At 59.2% G+C, this 16,467-nt stretch carries 14 protein-coding genes and 1 tRNA gene; 9 read left to right on the forward strand and 6 right to left on the reverse strand.

The features are described 5' to 3' along the window. Positions 1-103 precede the first annotated feature (103 nt). Complete coding sequence (typA, locus tag Q5H89_RS18695) at positions 104-1,915, reverse strand: translational GTPase TypA (protein WP_305020875.1); 1,812 nt, start codon at positions 1,913-1,915, stop codon at positions 104-106. A 236-nt stretch (positions 1,916-2,151) separates the two neighbouring features. Here typA and msrB point away from each other — a divergent pair, with 236 nt between their 5' ends. Both msrB and Q5H89_RS18705 read left to right on the forward strand, forming a co-directional pair. Continuing rightward, entirely contained in the window at positions 2,152-2,721 is a 570-nt protein-coding gene (gene msrB, locus Q5H89_RS18700; RefSeq protein ID WP_305020876.1) for a peptide-methionine (R)-S-oxide reductase MsrB, read from the forward strand. A 72-nt stretch (positions 2,722-2,793) separates the two neighbouring features. Further along, positions 2,794-3,153 carry a hypothetical protein gene (locus tag Q5H89_RS18705; RefSeq protein ID WP_305020877.1) on the forward strand — a complete coding sequence of 120 codons (360 nt, stop codon included), beginning with the start codon at positions 2,794-2,796 and terminating at the stop codon, positions 3,151-3,153. A 68-nt stretch (positions 3,154-3,221) separates the two neighbouring features. Here Q5H89_RS18705 and Q5H89_RS18710 read toward each other — a convergent pair whose 3' ends face one another. Further along, positions 3,222-3,887, reverse strand: a complete 666-nt coding sequence (locus Q5H89_RS18710) for a hypothetical protein (RefSeq protein ID WP_305020878.1) — start codon at positions 3,885-3,887, stop codon at positions 3,222-3,224. Positions 3,888-4,127: 240 nt separating this feature from the next. On the opposite strand from Q5H89_RS18710, the gene metG reads away from it, so the two are divergent. Beyond that, positions 4,128-6,170, forward strand: a complete 2,043-nt coding sequence (gene metG, locus Q5H89_RS18715) for a methionine--tRNA ligase (protein WP_305020879.1) — start codon at positions 4,128-4,130, stop codon at positions 6,168-6,170. Positions 6,171-6,239: 69 nt separating this feature from the next. On the opposite strand, the gene pth is transcribed toward metG, so the two are convergent. Both pth and Q5H89_RS18725 read right to left on the reverse strand, forming a co-directional pair. Further along, the gene (gene pth / locus Q5H89_RS18720; protein ID WP_305020880.1) at positions 6,240-6,806 is read right to left on the reverse strand and encodes an aminoacyl-tRNA hydrolase; all 567 of its coding nucleotides are present in this window, start codon (positions 6,804-6,806) and stop codon (positions 6,240-6,242) included. 194 nt (positions 6,807-7,000) lie between these two features. Continuing rightward, a complete protein-coding gene (locus Q5H89_RS18725) occupies positions 7,001-7,573 on the reverse strand; it encodes a 50S ribosomal protein L25/general stress protein Ctc (RefSeq protein ID WP_305020881.1) in 573 nt (190 codons plus the stop codon). Positions 7,574-7,767: 194 nt separating this feature from the next. Between Q5H89_RS18725 and Q5H89_RS18730 the strand changes: the two genes are divergently transcribed. Next, positions 7,768-9,660, forward strand: coding sequence for a CocE/NonD family hydrolase (locus tag Q5H89_RS18730; protein WP_305020882.1), 1,893 nt, complete (start codon positions 7,768-7,770; stop codon positions 9,658-9,660). A gap of 89 nt (positions 9,661-9,749) precedes the next feature. On the opposite strand, the gene Q5H89_RS18735 is transcribed toward Q5H89_RS18730, so the two are convergent. Both Q5H89_RS18735 and Q5H89_RS18740 read right to left on the reverse strand, forming a co-directional pair. After that, complete coding sequence (locus Q5H89_RS18735) at positions 9,750-10,679, reverse strand: ribose-phosphate pyrophosphokinase (protein ID WP_305020883.1); 930 nt, start codon at positions 10,677-10,679, stop codon at positions 9,750-9,752. A gap of 150 nt (positions 10,680-10,829) precedes the next feature. Next, a tRNA-Gln gene (locus tag Q5H89_RS18740) sits at positions 10,830-10,902 on the reverse strand. Between the two features lie 240 nt (positions 10,903-11,142). Between Q5H89_RS18740 and atpD the strand changes: the two genes are divergently transcribed. From atpD to Q5H89_RS18765, 5 genes are all read left to right on the forward strand, one after another. Then, on the forward strand, positions 11,143-12,645 hold the full coding sequence (atpD, locus tag Q5H89_RS18745) for a F0F1 ATP synthase subunit beta (RefSeq protein ID WP_305020884.1): 1,503 nt from the start codon (positions 11,143-11,145) through the stop codon (positions 12,643-12,645). A gap of 133 nt (positions 12,646-12,778) precedes the next feature. Next, on the forward strand, positions 12,779-13,021 hold the full coding sequence (atpC, locus tag Q5H89_RS18750) for an ATP synthase F1 subunit epsilon (RefSeq protein ID WP_305020885.1): 243 nt from the start codon (positions 12,779-12,781) through the stop codon (positions 13,019-13,021). A gap of 133 nt (positions 13,022-13,154) precedes the next feature. After that, the gene (locus Q5H89_RS18755) at positions 13,155-14,054 is read left to right on the forward strand and encodes a hypothetical protein (protein ID WP_305020886.1); all 900 of its coding nucleotides are present in this window, start codon (positions 13,155-13,157) and stop codon (positions 14,052-14,054) included. 15 nt (positions 14,055-14,069) lie between these two features. After that, positions 14,070-15,194, forward strand: coding sequence for an AI-2E family transporter (locus Q5H89_RS18760; protein ID WP_305020887.1), 1,125 nt, complete (start codon positions 14,070-14,072; stop codon positions 15,192-15,194). 42 nt (positions 15,195-15,236) lie between these two features. Beyond that, the gene (locus Q5H89_RS18765) at positions 15,237-16,391 is read left to right on the forward strand and encodes a trans-sulfuration enzyme family protein (protein ID WP_305020888.1); all 1,155 of its coding nucleotides are present in this window, start codon (positions 15,237-15,239) and stop codon (positions 16,389-16,391) included. Positions 16,392-16,467 lie beyond the last annotated feature (76 nt).

Genomic DNA, 16,467 nt, shown 5'->3' on the forward strand with positions numbered 1-16,467 from the left:
AAGCGAAGGGTGCGTAAATATAGAAAATACTTTAACTGAGCAGACGCAAAAAGGGGGATGCGGCGTCAGCCACATCCCCCTTTTGTAAAAAACCTACTGTGTATTATTCAGCCGTTTTGGCGTAGCGCAGGCGCTCGTTTTCGTCGAGCAGAATCTTGCGCATGCGCACCGACTTGGGCGTTACTTCCAGGTACTCATCCTTCTGGATGTATTCCATGGCTTCTTCCAGCGAGAACTGACGCTTGGGAACGATTTTGGCGTTCTCATCCGAGCCCGAGGCGCGCATGTTGGTCAGCTTCTTGCCCTTCTGGATGTTGATGGTCAGGTCGTTGGGGCGGGTGTGCTCGCCGATAACCTGGCCCGCGTACACTTCCTCGCCCGGGTCCACGAAGAACGAGCCGCGGTCCTGCATCTTGTCGATGGTGTAAGCGGTACCAGGGCCGGTTTCGAGCGAAATCAGCGAACCAGCAATCCGGCCCGGAATCGGGCCTTTGTGGGGCTCGTAGGCGGCAAAGCGGTGGTTCATGATGGCCTCACCCGCGGTGGCAGTCAGCACGTTGTTACGCAGGCCAATGAGGCCGCGGCTCGGAATGCTGAACTCCAGGTGCTGCAAGTCGCCTTTCGGCTCCATGATGGTCATTTCGCCCTTGCGCATGCTCACCAGCTCGATAACCTTGCCAGCGGTTTCCTCCGGCACGTCTACCACCAGCAGCTCCACGGGCTCCAGGCGGTTGCCGTTGTCGTCTTCCTTGAACAGCACCTGGGGCTGGCCCACTTGCAGCTCGTAGCCCTCGCGGCGCATCGTTTCGATGAGCACCGACAAGTGCAGAATGCCGCGGCCGAACACCAGGAAGGTATCTTCCTTGTCGGTCGTCTGCACGCGCAGGGCCAGGTTTTTCTCGGTTTCCTTGAACAGGCGGTCGCGCAAGTGGCGCGAGGTCACGAACTTACCTTCCTTGCCGAAAAACGGCGAGTTGTTGATGGTGAACAGCATGTTCATCGTCGGCTCGTCGATGCTGATGCGGGGCAGCGCCTCCGGGTTTTCGAAATCGGCTAGGGTGTCGCCGATGTCAAAGCCTTCGATGCCCGACACGGCGCAGATTTCGCCGCTGCTTACTTCCTCCACCTTGTTGCGGCCGAGGCCTTCAAACACGTGCAGCTCGCGGATTTTCACTTTCTTCACGCTGCCATCAGCCTTCATCAGGCTCATGTTGGCGCCCTCTTTCAGGGTGCCGCGGTGCACGCGGCCGATGGCGATGCGGCCCACGAACGACGAGTAGTCGAGCGAGGTCACCTGCATCTGGGGCGTGCCTTCCAATACCGGCGCGGGCGGAATAGAGGCCACCACCGCGTCGAGCAGCGGAATGATATTGTCGGTTTTTACTTTCCAGTCGGTGCTCATCCAGCCCTGCTTGCTCGACCCGTACAGGGTCACGAAATCAAGCTGGTCTTCGGTAGCGCCGAGGTTGAACATGAGGTCGAAAACCTGCTCGTGCACCTCGTCGGGGCGGCAGTTTTCCTTGTCCACCTTGTTCACCACCACAATGGGTTTCAGGCCCAGGCCCAGGGCCTTGCCCAGCACGAAGCGGGTCTGCGGCATGGCGCCCTCAAAGGCATCCACGAGCAGCAGCACGCCGTCGGCCATTTTCAGCACGCGCTCTACCTCACCGCCGAAGTCGGCGTGACCAGGGGTGTCGATGATGTTGATTTTCACGCCGTTGTAGCGTACCGATACGTTTTTAGAAACGATGGTAATGCCGCGCTCGCGCTCCAGGGGGTTGTCGTCGAGGATGAGGTCGTCGAAGTGCTGGTGAGCGTCGAAAATCTTAGAGGCGTGGATAATCTTATCCACCAAAGTCGTCTTGCCGTGGTCAACGTGGGCAATGATGGCGATATTCCGAATGTTCTGGGTCATACGTAAGTTTTTGCGGCCGCAAAGGTACGGAGTTTCTGCTGGAAAACCGAGTTGCGTTTTTATTATCCTGAAAATCAACGCTAGCCGGGCCTCCAAACGTTCCGACTGAGGGCGTGTGTTTTAGGCCGCGCTCCCGCTAGCCCGGCCGCTGCTCCTGCGCACGAGCGGCATCCGAACGCACTGGCTTTTACGTTTGTTAGGCAGGTAATTCTTTCCCGTCAGCCTTTCGCTTTTCCATGCGTCTCTCCCTGCTTTCCTTGCTGCTGAGCGTGGCGGCTCTTTCGCCGGCCTGCTCCCAAACCCATGCCGATAAGCCCCAGGCCGTAGCGGCCGTGCCGGCTGGCCCCAAAGGCGCTACCGTTACTACTGCCAAGTACCCGCAGCCGCAGCCCGTTACGGGCAAGCCCGGCGAGTTTCCGGTGCAGCACACCGATGCCGAGTGGAAAAAGCTACTCACGCCCGACCAGTACTACATCCTGCGCGAAGAGGGCACCGAGCGGCCCTTCACCGGCAAATACCACGACAACCACGCGGCGGGCACCTACTACTGCGCCGCCGACCACAACCTGCTGTTTTCCAGCGCTACCAAGTTCGATTCGGGCACCGGCTGGCCTAGCTTCTTTGCCCCGGCCACGGCGGCCAGTGTCAAGGTGAAATCGGACGAAAGCTTTGGCATGAGCCGCGACGAGATTGTGTGCGCCAAGTGCGGCGGCCACCTCGGCCACGTTTTCGACGACGGCCCCAAGCCCACCGGCCAGCGCTACTGCATGGACGGCAACGCGCTGCTCTTCGAGCCGCAGAAATAACGGCCAACTAGCGTGCCCGCAATCCGTTAGAAGCAAGGCGGCCCACCCCGGGCCGCCTTTTTGCTGCCCTTTATGTTCTCCCGCTATTTTTTCCGGGCCGCCGCCGGTCTGGTTTTGCCGCTAGCCCTGGCCGCCTGCTCGGCCTCCGAGCAAACCGCCGAAAGCGCTGCCCCTCGCTCGGTGCCCACCGAAGTAACGACCGACGCCGACCGCCGCGCCATCTACAACGCTAACACCACGCGCGGCACCGCACCCGCCGCCGCCGTGCCCGATGCCACACCCAATACCCTGCGCCTGGGCGAGCAGGCGTCCGACATCAACCGCCTCAAGCGCCCCGAAAGCCTCAATACCAACGACGCCAACAACACGACCAACGAAACCCGCATGCAGCGCATCGACCAGTCGATACCCGACACGCTGCGTCGGCCCTAGCCAAAAGTCACAGAGGCCGCTGCCGACACCGGCAGCGGCCTCTGTGACTGAATGAGCCCTAGCCGGGGCTAGACATTGTCTACGGCCACGCTGTCGTTGGCAGTCGCTACCGGCGTGCTTAGCTCGGCAGTTGCCACCTCGGGCGCTGCCTGTCGCTTAGGGCGGCCGGGGCCCCGGCCCGTAGTAGTTGGCTTGCTAGTGCTGCCCGTGGGGCGGCCGGCGCGCTTTTTGGCCGGCGTGGCTTCGGCGGCCGGCGCGGCCTCGGCGGGGCGGGTTTTGCGCGGGGCGCCGTTCTTACCGGACGTTGGCCCTGCGGGCGCAGTAGCGGCGGCATCGCTAGGGGTAGGGGCAGGCAAATTAATATCGGTGGTGCGGCCCGGCGCAATAGAGTCGTAGTGGCGCACAATGGTGTGCAGCGCCTGCTCAAACATGCGCTCGGTGTCCACGTCGAGGCGGCGCGTAGCTTCCTTTACCACTTCTTTCAGCTTGGCCTTCGTTTCTTTGCGGATGCGGTCCACCACTTCGCTCATGCGCGCGTCCAGCTCTTTTTGCAACTGCTTGGCGGCTGCCTTTAGGGTCTGTTTCTGGCTAGCCTTTTTTTCGGCGTGGTCCTGATTGAGCGATTTGGTAGCCCGGCGGCCGGCTTTGTCCGCCTTGCGTTGCGCTTTTTCTTCCGGCGTGCGTTTGGCGGGAGCGGCCGGAGCCAGCGTGTCCGCGCTGCTTTTTTTGGACATGAGTAAACGGGGTTTTGGTAAGGAAGTAAGGGGAAAGCTAGTAGGGATTCTTGTCAGCGATTTCCTTTTAAGTAATTGGCAAACGGCCTTTTATTGTTTTTGTTAGAAACCCAACGACCTTTTTGGCGCTTTTCCGAATAATTATTTTTCTTTTTTCGCCCTATTCATAATTAACGCCCAAATTACGCTCTTCCCCGCGTAAGAACAAGCTTGATTATTACTAGCGGTTATTTACTTGTAATGACTTTACTACCAAAGCGCTACACCGTGACGGCGGCCCTGCCTTATGCCAATGGCCCCGTGCACATCGGGCACCTGGCGGGCGTGTATCTGCCGGCCGATATTTATGTGCGCTACCTGCGCGCCCAGAACCGCGACGTTAAATTTATTTGCGGCTCCGACGAGCACGGTGTGCCCATCACCATCCGGGCTCAGAAAGAAGGGGTTACGCCTCAGCAGGTAGTCGATAAATACCACGTCCTAATTCGCGATTCGTTTCAGGAATTCAACGTGTCGTTTGATGTGTATTCGCGCACGTCTTCCGAAACCCACGCCGAGGTATCGAGCGCGTTTTTCAAGAAATTATACGAGGCTGGCCAATTCATCGAGCAAACTACGCAGCAGCTGTATGACGAGCAGGCCGGCCAATTTCTGGCCGACCGCTACGTGGTGGGCACCTGCCCCAACTGCGGCAACGAAAATGCCTACGGCGACCAGTGCGAGCGCTGCGGTAGCTCGCTCAGCCCGACGGAGTTAATTAATCCGCGCTCCATGCTCAGCGGCAATACGCCGGTGCTGCGCGACACCAAGCATTGGTTTTTGCCCCTCGACCAGTACGAGCCCTGGCTGCGCGAATGGATAATTGACGGCCATAAAAACGATTGGAAAACCAACGTCTACGGCCAGTGCAAATCGTGGATTGACCAGGGCCTGCACCCCCGCGCCGTAACCCGCGACCTCGACTGGGGTGTGCCCGTGCCCGTGCCCGGCGCCGAAGGTAAAGTGCTGTACGTGTGGTTTGATGCGCCTATTGGCTATATCTCCGCCACCAAAGAAGGTTTTCCTGATGAGTGGGAGAAATATTGGCAGGACCCCGAAACCAAGCTGGTGCATTTTATCGGCAAGGATAATATTGTCTTTCACTGCATTATTTTCCCGGTAATGCTGAAGGCACACGGCGACTATATTTTGCCCGATAATGTGCCCGCCAATGAATTTCTCAACCTGGAAGGCGATAAAATAAGTACCTCGCGCAACTGGGCGGTTTGGCTGCACGAGTATTTGCAGGATTTTCCGGGGCAGGCCGATGTGCTGCGCTACGTGCTGTGCGCCAACGCACCCGAAACCAAGGATAACGACTTCACCTGGAAGGACTTCCAGGCGCGCAATAATAATGAGCTGGTGGCCACGCTTGGCAATTTTGTGAACCGGGCGGCCGTGCTTACGCAGAAATTTTTCGACGGTAAGGTGCCGGCCAGGGGCGAATTATTGGGAATAGACGAGGAGGTATTTCGCCAGTTGGCCGAATTTCCGACCCGCGTGGGCGACCTCATCGAAAATTACCGCTTTCGCGACGCCCTGGCCGAAGTAATGAACCTGGCGCGCCTCGGCAATAAATACCTGGCCGAGACGGAGCCCTGGAAGCTTATTAAAACCGACGCTGTGCGCACCGGCACGGTGCTGCACGTGGCTTTGCAGGTGGCGGCGGCCCTGGTGCCGCTGCTCACGCCTTTTCTGCCCGAGTCGGCGGCCAAACTGGCCGCTATGCTCAGCTTTGAGCCTGGCGACTGGGCTAGCGCGGCCCGCGCCGAGCAATTGCCCGCCGGCCATCAACTGCAAGAGCCCGCGTTGCTATTTGCCAAAATCGACGATGCCGTGGTGAATGCGCAGGTGCAAAAGCTGCTCGATACCAAGCAAGCCAATACGCTGGCCGCTACGCCCGTCACAGCCACGAAAGAAAATATCAGCTTCGATGATTTCGGAAAAATGGATTTGCGCGTCGGCACCATCATTGCCGCCGAAAAAGTTGCTAAAACCAAGAAGCTGCTGAAGCTGACTATTGATACCGGCCTCGACCAGCGCACCATCGTGAGCGGCATCGCCGAGGCGTTTATTCCGGAAGCATTAATTGGGCAGCAAGCGATGGTATTGCTGAACCTGGCGCCCCGCGAAATAAAAGGTATTCAAAGCCAGGGCATGCTGCTGCTGGCCGAAAATGCTGACGGCAGCCTGGCCCTCATGCAGCCCGGTAGCGCGGTGCGCAACGGCAGCCCCATTCTATAAGGCTGTCGTAAAGCAGGCTAGCCCAGGCCAACGTAAAAAAGCCGGCGCTGAATTTCAGCGCCGGCTTTTTTATTTGACGTTTACCACGTTCATCGCCCGCTCCAGCCCTAGCGCCCCGAAGGCCAGTATGGCGTCGCCGGCTTTTTCGATGCGCAGCGGTAAATCAATCTGCTCGTCGGCCGAGAAAGGGTTCAGCACATAATCGACCTGCCGGCCTTTGGGAAAATTAGCGTCCACGCCAAAGCGCAGGCGCGCGTACACATCGGTGCCCAGCGTGGCCTGAATGTCCTTGAGCCCATTGTGGCCGCCGGCCGAGCCCTGGCCTTTCAGGCGCAGCTTGCCAAAGGGCAGGGCCAGGTCGTCGGTAACGACCAGCATGTGCTCAACCGGAATTTTCAGCGTGCTCAGCCAGTGCGCCGCCGCTTTGCCGCTCAGGTTCATAAACGTGGTGGGCTTCACCAGCACGTAGGTGTGGCCCTTGCTTTTAAACTCGGTAGTAAAGGCATGGCGCCCCAATTCGAAGCGTGGTGCCTCAAATTTTTGGGCCAGGTAATCGGCCACCATAAAGCCAATATTGTGGCGGGTAGCAGCATACTCTGGCCCGATATTACCAAGGCAAAGAAGTAGGAATTTCATAAATCACGGATTACGCGGATTTAAACGGATTTCACGGATTTTGTGGGTGACTACTAATAGCGTAGGCGGAAGTAGGTCATCCTGCGCACAAAAAAGCCGCTTCGGTTGAAGCGGCTTTTTTGTGTACGGTAAGCGGAAATAGCGTCGTTCACTAAATTCGTGAAATCCGTTTAAATCCGCGCAATCCGTGAGTATTACTTGTTGGCGGCCATCTCGCCTTTCAGGGCGCGCGGGATGGTTACGGTAGCAATCGGCGCCTGCGCGCTGGTCAGGATGGTGTAGTTGTTGGTTTGCACCGCGCCCACTTTCACCGACTTGCCCAGTTCCAGGGTGCTGATGTCTACTTCCACGTAGTCGGGCAGGTTGTCGGCCGTAGCCTTCACCTTCAGCTTACGCAGCTTGCTAGCCAGCTTGCCACCGGCCAATACGCCCGGCGAAACGCCGATGTATTTCACGGGGATGTCCATTTTCACTTCTTTGCCTTCCTGCAATTCCAGGAAGTCAACGTGCAGCAGCATCTCGTTCACGGGGTGAAACTGGGCGTCCTGCACGATGGCGCGGTAGTGCGTGCCCTCCACGTTCAGGTCCACGATGTGGGCCTCCGGGGTGTACAGCAATTCGCGGAATAGGATGGCGGGCACCGAGAAGTGCACCGTGTCGGTGCCACCGTACAGTACGCAAGGCACTTGGGCGTCGAGGCGCAGCGCTTTCGCATCCGTCTTGCCGAGATTCGCTCTTTTAAACCCTACAATCTCCAGGCTTTTCATAAAAGAAGTTGATTTGGAATGAATTATCCGCTAGGCATCCTTTGCCAAACGGGCCGCAAAGGTAGGGGTTTTTCACTAGATTTGCTAGCCCTCCCCTCGCTATCAGGCAAGCGGGCAAGCGAGCTAGCCTGCTTTTTTGCTTGCGGGCACCCTTTTGTTTTGAAGCAAGCTTCAATTTCTTACTTTCTCCTCTTATGACCACAAACCTTATTCTGAGCTGGCTTTTGCTGTTGTGCAGCGGCGCACTGCGCGCGCAGGCTCCGGTGCCGGCTAATGCCAGCTACGCGCAGCAGCACTACACCAAGCAGGAAGTGTACGTGACCATGCGCGATGGCGTAAAGCTGTTCACGGCTATTTATACGCCCAAGGATGCAAGCGCCGGGAAGAAATACCCCATCATGATGCAGCGCACCTGCTACAGCGTTGCGCCCTATGGCGTGGGCAGCTATCCGGCCCGCCTTGGCCCCTCCGAAACCATGATGGGCCAGGGGTACATCTTTGTGTATCAAGATGTGCGCGGCCGCTGGAAAAGCCAGGGCACCTTTACCAACATGACGCCTGTTATCGACAACAAGAAAGGCAAAGCCGCCGTGGATGAAGGTTCGGACACCTACGACACCATTGAGTGGCTAGTGAAAAAAGTAGCCAATAACAACGGCCGGGTGGGGCAGTGGGGCATCTCTTACCCCGGCTTTTACACGGCAGCCGGTATTTTATCCAACCACCCCGCGCTGAAAGCATCGTCGCCCCAGGCGCCGGTATCGGACTTCTTTTTCGACGATTTTCACCACAATGGGGCTTTTCTGGAGTCTTACCTCTTTGCCTTTCCCTTGTTTGGAGTGCCGAAGCCCGACACGACCAGCAAGTCCTGGTACGGCGCGCAGACCATCCAGCCGGGTACCCGCGACGGCTACCAGTTCTTCCTTGACCTAGGGCCGTTGAAAAATGTGGATAAGTACTACGCCAACAACTTTTTCTGGCAGGAAACCATCGACCATCCCAACTACGACGAGTTTTGGAAGTCGCGGGGCCTGCCCGCCCACTACACTGCCGGCGTGAAGCCCGCCGTGATGACGGTGGGTGGCTGGTTTGATGCCGAGGACTTACGCGGCCCCCTCACCATTTACAAAACCATTGAGCAGAAAAGCCCCGGCACGTACAACACGCTGGTGATGGGGCCATTCGGGCACGGGCGCTGGTCGCGCGAAACCGGCCACACGATGCACAGCAACGTGTATTTCGGCGACAGCATCGCCACGTTTTACCAGCGTAATATTGAGGCGAAGTTTTTCGAGCATTTCCTCAAGGGCTCGGGCGATAAAAACTCCGGCCTGCCCGAAGCCTACGTGTATGACACAGGCAAGAAGCAGTGGGACACCTTTGCTAAGTGGCCAGCAGCAGCCGCCACCCACCAGAAGCTCTACCTGAGCGCCAATGGTAAGCTGGACCAGCAGGCCGGCGCGCCCGGCGCCATGAGCTTCGTGAGTGACCCGCTGAAGCCCGTGCCTTACACGGAGGACAACACCACGACGATGGGCTTTACGCCGCACAACTACATGAGCGAGGACCAGCGTTTTGCTGGCCGCCGCCCCGATGTGCTGGTGTACCAGACCGATGTACTGACCGACGACGTGACGCTAGGGGGAGAAATTATGGCCAACCTCAAAGTGGCCAGCACCAGCACCGATGCCGACTGGGTGGTGAAGCTTATAGACGTGTACCCGGCCGATGAGCGCAACAACGACTACATGCCCAACAAGAACATCATCCTCAGCAACTACTGGCAAATGGTGCGCTCGGAAGTAATGCCCGCCCGTTTTCGCAACAGCTTTGAGAAGCCCGAGGCCATGGTGGCCAACCAGAAAACCGACGTCAACTTCCGGCTGCAAGACGTGCTGCATACCTTCAGGAAGGGCCATCGTATTATGGTGCAGGTGCAGAGTACGTGGTTTCCCTTCATTGCGCGCAACCCGCAAACGTTCGTGCCCAACCCTTATAAGGCTAGCGAGAGCGACTACGTGAAAGCCACCCACAGTGTGTACGGCGACAGCTTCCTGGATGTAGAAGTGCTGCCGGCCAGCAAGTAAACTGCAACCAGCAACCCGTTAAAAGGCCGCTCAACTTTTGGTTGAGCGGCCTTCTAAGTTTTAAAACCTTTGCTTAGAAAAACTTGCCCCTAGCTGAATAGCGAGCTGATGCTCTCGTGCGTGACCACGTTGCGGATGGCGGCGGCAAAAAGCGGGGCTAGCGAAATCACGCGCACCTTCTCGTTCGCCTCGCGCTGCGGAATGGTGTCAGTGGTAATAAGCTCGGTGAGAGCCGAGGCGCGAATGCGGCTGTGGGCCGGCCCGCTCAGCAGCGGATGCGTGATAACGGCGCGCACCGAGTTGGCGCCGCGCTCCATCACGAGGTCGGCGGCCTTGCAGATGGTGCCGGCCGTGTCTACCATGTCATCCACAAACACCACGTCCATGCCTTTGACATCGCCGATAATCTGCATGGAGGCAATTTCGTTGGCCCGCAGGCGCATCTTGTCGCACACCACAATCTCGGCCCCAAACTTCTTGGCAAAGGCCCTGGTGCGCACCACGCCGCCCACGTCGGGCGAGGCGAAGATGAGGTTTGCCAGGTTCAGCGACTTGATGTAGGGCGCCGTCACGGTGGCCCCGTCGAGGTGGTCAACCGGGATGTCGAAGAAGCCCTGAATCTGACCCGCGTGCAGGTCGCAGGTCATCAGGCGGTCGGTGCCCACGCTCTGAATAATATTGGCCACCACCTTGGCCCCGATGCTCACGCGCGGCTTGTCCTTGCGGTCCTGGCGGGCGTAGCCCATGTAAGGCATCACGATATTGACCTTGTGGGCCGAGGCGCGCTTGCAGGCATCCACCATCAGCATCAGCTCCATGAGGTGCTCGCTGGGGGGGAAGGTGCTTTGAATGAGAAAAACCTCGCAGCCGCGCACGCTCTCGTCGAAGCTGGGGCTTAGCTCATCGTCGGCGAAGCGTTGCAGCGTCAGGTCGCCCAGGGGCTGGCCGTAGGCGGCGGCAATTTTGCGGCCAAGCTCCTGGGAGGCGCTGCCGGCGAATAGTTTTACGTGAGGGTCCATGACAGAAGGGAAAGCAAAACGCCTGCTAGCCTGCAAGTAAGCAGGCCGGCAGGCGCAGAGTAGAAGGGAGATTTAACAAGCGAAAGGCGCCAACTTGCTCCCGGAGGGGAGAAGCCAGCGCCTTTGCTAAATTGTCGAGCGGTGTCGAAGTTGTCCGACCAGGGCTCGAACCTGGACTTTCTTGAATCAAAATCAAGCGTGTTGCCAGTTACACCATCGGACAATTTCCCGTAGAGCGGTGTGCTGTTCGGGGCTGCAAAGGTACTACGAGAATAATACGAGGCAAGAGCCAGGGCAAAAATTTTTCAAAAAAGTGCGTGGCCAGGTCGGCAAGGCGCTTTCCGGGCTGCTGGGGTGGGGGGCACATTCATCGGGGCTTCAGCTTTGAAAAGAGGGGTTTGCGGCGTACTTTTGCACCCTCAAAAGGATAATAACTTAGTAAAACCTAGTAAAACCCAAGCAAATGGCGAATTCGGGCAAAATCACCCAGGTTATCGGCCCCGTGGTGGACGTGAGCTTCGCGGGTGAAGGCGACCTCCCCAACATCTTCGACGCCCTGGAAGTAACCAAAGACAACGGCCAGGTGGTCATGCTGGAGTGCCAGCAGCACCTGGGCGAAGACCGGGTGCGCACCATCGCCATGGACTCGACCGAGGGCCTGACCCGCGGCGCCGAAGTGCGCAGCCTGGGCCACGCCATCACGATGCCTACCGGCGACGGCGTGAAAGGTCGTCTGTTCAACGTTATCGGCCAGGCCATTGACGGTATTCCGCAGCCGGTGAGCACCGGCGGCCTGCCCATTCACCGCAACGCCCCGGCGTTTGAGGAGCTGGCTACCTCGTCGGAAGTATTCTTCACCGGCATCAAAGTAATTGACCTGCTGGCTCCTTATGTAAAGGGCGGCAAAATTGGCTTGTTTGGGGGTGCCGGCGTGGGCAAAACCGTTCTGATTCAAGAGCTTATCAACAACGTGGCCAAGGCCTACTCGGGCCTGTCGGTATTTGCCGGCGTGGGCGAGCGTACCCGCGAGGGCAACGACCTGCTGCGCGAATTCATCGAAGCCAATATCATCCGCTACGGCGATGCCTTCAAGCACTCGATGGAAGAGGGCGGCTGGGACCTGAGCAAAGTGGACATGGCCGAGATGGAAAAATCGCAGGCTACCCTCGTGTTTGGCCAGATGAACGAGCCTCCCGGAGCCCGCGCCCGCGTAGCGCTGTCGGGCCTGACCATTGCCGAGAGCTTCCGCGATGGCGACGGCACCGGCGCCGGCCGCGACATCCTGTTCTTTATCGACAACATCTTCCGCTTCACGCAGGCGGGCTCGGAGGTATCGGCTCTGCTAGGCCGGATGCCGTCGGCCGTAGGTTACCAGCCTACCCTAGCCACCGAAATGGGTGCCATGCAGGAGCGCATTACCTCGACCAAGCGCGGCTCGATTACCTCGGTGCAGGCCGTGTATGTACCGGCCGATGACTTGACCGACCCGGCCCCGGCCAACACCTTCGCCCACTTGGACGCCACCACGGTACTGAGTCGTAAGATTGCCGAGCTAGGCATCTACCCGGCTGTTGACCCGCTCGACTCGACCTCGCGCATCCTCGACGCCACCATCCTCGGCGACGAGCACTACAACACCGCCCAGCGCGTGAAGGAGATTTTGCAGCGCTACAAAGAGCTGCAGGACATCATCGCCATCTTGGGTATGGACGAGCTATCGGAGGAAGACAAGCAGACCGTGAACCGCGCCCGCCGCGTGCAGCGCTTCCTGTCGCAGCCCTTCTTCGTGGCCGAACAGTTTACCGGCCTGCAAGGTGTATTGGTTGACATCAAGGACACCATCAAGGGCTTCAACGAAATCATCGACGGTAAGTACGACCACCTCCCGGAGTCGGCCTTCAACCTGGTAGGTAACATTGAGGACGCCGTAGCGAAGGGCGAGCGCCTGATGGCGGAAGCCAAGTAGTAGAACAGCAGAACGTCATGCTGAGCAAAGCGAAGCATCTCGCTCGCACCGTTGAGTACTACTCCAACGATTCGAGCAAGATGCCTCCTTCGTCGGCATGACATTCTTTTTGCTAGTTAATTAACTGAAAACCATGCATCTCGAAATCATCACCCCCGACCGGAAAGTTTATGACGGCGAAGCCACGTCGGTGCGGTTTCCGGGCACCGATGGCTCGTTTGAAGTGCTCAATAACCACGCGCCACTAATTGCGGCTCTCAAGGCTGGCGACGTGACGGTGACGGGGGCGGGCGGTGGCACGTTCCACATCAGCGGCGGCATTGTAGAAGTGTTGCACAACCAGGTAATAGTGCTGGCTGAATCGGCCTCGGCCTAGCCGGCAAGTACTTGGAAGCTGCGGGAGCGCCCGCGCTGGCTATGGCCGGCGCGGGCGCTTTTTTTGTGGGTGCGGCTGAGGAAAAGAGCGGGCGCGTATCTTGGGGACCTCCCTTTTAACCCCCTGTTAGTGTATGCGTTTTGGTACGGTACTGGGCTGGCTCTGGCTGGCTGTCGGATTGATGAGCATGGCCCCCGGCCCCGGATTTCGGGAAAAATACCAGGCCTTGATGCGCCAGGGCAAAACCCAGGAAGCCAGGGCGGTAGTGGCCCAGTGGGAAAAAGCCCAGCCGCAGGACCCCGACCTTTACGTAGCTAAGTTCAACCTCATGCTGAGCGAAGCCGAAGTACTGAACGTGTCGACAAAGTCCGCGCAGGGCGGCGAGTTCAGCATTACCGACCCTAAAACCGGGAAGGAGGTAGGCAGCATTGGGGGTGGCGGCTACAACCCCCTGAAAGTGCAGCAGGCCATGGATGTGCTGCGCAAAGGCCTGGCGCTGGCCCCCGGCCGGCTGGACATTCGCTTTGGGCTGGCCAAGGCCGCCGAGCTTAAACACGACCCCGAGCAGCAGCTGACCATACTGCGCGACGCGCTGGCCTGGCGGGCCTCGGCGGCGGGCCAGCCCTGGCGCTGGCGCGATGGCAGTGCCCTGCCGGCGCCCGAAGCCGAGTTTGTAGCCGGCAGCCTGGAAGAATACATGGTGCCCTACTGGCAGAGCGAAACGGCCGAAGGCTACCGGCACGGGCTAGCCCTGGCCGAGCTGCTGCTACAATACTACCCGAACAGTTCGCTGGGGTATTTCAACAAGGGCAACTACTACGCCTTCACCGATAACAGCGCGGAAGCGTATAAGTGGTTTGCGCAGGCGGATAAACGCGACCCGAACGACCCGCAGAATATCAACAATCTGCTGCGAATTAGCCTGAACCTTAAGGATAAGACCGCCGCGCAGGGCTACCTGAACCGGCTGCGCAAATATCCTGCCTTTACAGCCCAGTGCCAGCAATATGCAGCGGAGCTGGCAACATTGTAAGCTTATTTTTACCCTATGACGCACGCCGCCGAAACGAATATTTACTCTCCGAAACAGCGGTTTGTGCTGCTTATCATCACGCTGATAGTGCTAGGGCTGTTGTCCTTTTTTGGGCTTTTGCAATACCTGACCGCCTTCCTGGGCGCAGGTATTCTGTATGTGGTGCTGCGGCCCTGGTTTACGGCCCTGGTACACAAACGCCAGTGGAACCGGACCGCCGTCACGGTTTTTTTGCTGCTGTTTGCCGTGGTGGTGCTGGTAATCCCGTTTTTCGCGCTCACCTCGCTGCTCATCGACCGGGTGGCGGAGCTAGCCAAGCACCCCGAGCAACTATTGCAGGCCGTGCAAAGCGTGGAGCGCAAGGTGGGGATGCAGGTGACCCAGGAAAACCAGGTGCGCCAGCTGTTGCAACAGGGCGCCGCCCGCGTGAGCCAGTGGATACCCACCCTGGCCAGCAGCGTGCTCAATGTCATCGTGGTGGTGGGCCTGATGCTTTTTACGATGTACTATCTGTTCATGCAGGAGGAGGCCTTTCTGGCCGGCCTGCACCGCTACCTGCCCTTCCGCGAAAAGACAATGGACGAGCTGAGTATTTCGCTTAAAAACAACGTGAACTCGAACGTGCTGGGGCAGGGCATTGTGGCCTTGGTGCAGGGCCTGCTCACGGGCGCCACGCTCTGGATATTTGGCGTGCCCGATGCGATGTTCTGGACGATAATAGCCTTCTTCATGGCTTTTATTCCGGTGCTGGGCACGCCCCTGGTGTGGGGGCCGGCCGCCATCTATCAGTTTGCGCAAGGCCATAACAGCCAAGGTATTGGCATCCTGCTGGTTGGGGTGATTGTGATTATCAACGTGGATAACCTGCTGCGCATCTGGCTAGCCAAGTACATGGGCAATATTCACCCCTGGGTAACGCTGGTGGGCCTCACGCTGGGCGTCGAGATTTTTGGCATTGTGGGCCTGGTAATCGGGCCGTTGCTGCTGTCGTATTTTATTGTGCTCATGCAGGTATTTGCCCGCGAAAACCTGGCGCTGCAACACCTCATGCCCGATACCCTTACGGCCAAGGCCGAGCGCGTAGTAGAGGCCGAAAATGAGGCAAAAACTGCCGATAGCGAAGTGCGCCGCACGCAGTAGGCGAGTGGGGTAAACGGCCCCGGCGCTACCTTCGCTCCACTTATGGACCTGACCCCGATTCACCCGAAAGTTACCCCGATTTACCAGACTTCGGTCTTCAAATTCAGCTCGCTGGCCGAGCTGGAAGAATACTACACCGCGCCCGACCACGGCGGTATGTACGGCTACTCGCGCTCCGAGCACCCCAACTCCGACGAGTTTGTGGCCGAGGTAGCCAAGCTCGAAGGGGCTAGCGGCGGCGTGGCTACCGGCTCGGGCCTGGCTGGCCTGCTGGCCGCCGTGCTGGCCGTGTGCCAGGCCGGCGACCATGTGCTGTGCCCCGCCGAGCTTTACGGCGGCTCGGTGGTGCTGCTTTCGAATGAGCTGACGCGCCTGGGCATCGAAACGAGCTACGTGCCGCTGGCTGACCTCTACGATGTGGCCCGCCACCGCCAGCCCAACACCAGGCTGGTGCTGGCCGAGGTGCTGAGCAACCCGCTGCTGGTGGTGCTGGATGGCCCGCGCCTGGCCCAGGCCTGCCAGGCCGAGGGCATTTTGCTGCTCATCGACTCGTCGTTTACCTCGCCCATGCTCACGCAGCCGCTGGGCTGGGGCGCCGACATGGTGTGGCATTCGGCCACCAAGTACCTGGCCGGCCACTCCGACGTGACGGCCGGCGTAGTGGTGGCTCGCGACCCGGCCCTCAATAAAAACCTGCGCCGCCTGGCCACCAACCTCGGCCTGATGCTGGCGCCCCTGGAAAGCTGGCTAGCCCTGCGCGGCCTCAAAACTCTGCGCCTGCGCATGCGCCAGCACTCCGACAATGCCCTCACCGTGGCGCGCTTCCTGGCCGATAGCCCGGCCGTGGCGCAGGTATTTTACCCTGGTTTGGAGAGCCACCCCGGCCACGACCTGGCCGCCCATCAGCTGCTAGGGGGCCTCTACGGCGGCATGCTCAGCATCCGGCTGGCCGACGATTCGGCGGCAGCCGTGGAGGCGTTTATTCAGCGCAGCAAGCTGTTTCCGCTGGCCCCGTCGCTGGCGGGGGTGGCCTCGTCGTGCTCGTATCCGGCTGCCACCTCGCACCGGGGCCTCACGCCGGCGCAGCGGGCGGCGCTGGGCATCACACCCGGCGTGCTGCGCCTGAGCGTGGGGATTGAGGAAGTAGCCGACCTGCTCGTAGACCTGGAGCACGCGCTGGGCGTGGAATTAGCCTAAAGCAAACGCGCGAGCTAGCCCACCGGGCGGCGATTTCCTTCGCCCGGTGGGCTTTTTTGTGGGCATACTGCTCGAA

The organism is Hymenobacter cheonanensis, assembly GCF_030581075.1.
In the GTDB taxonomy this organism is placed as follows: domain Bacteria; phylum Bacteroidota; class Bacteroidia; order Cytophagales; family Hymenobacteraceae; genus Hymenobacter.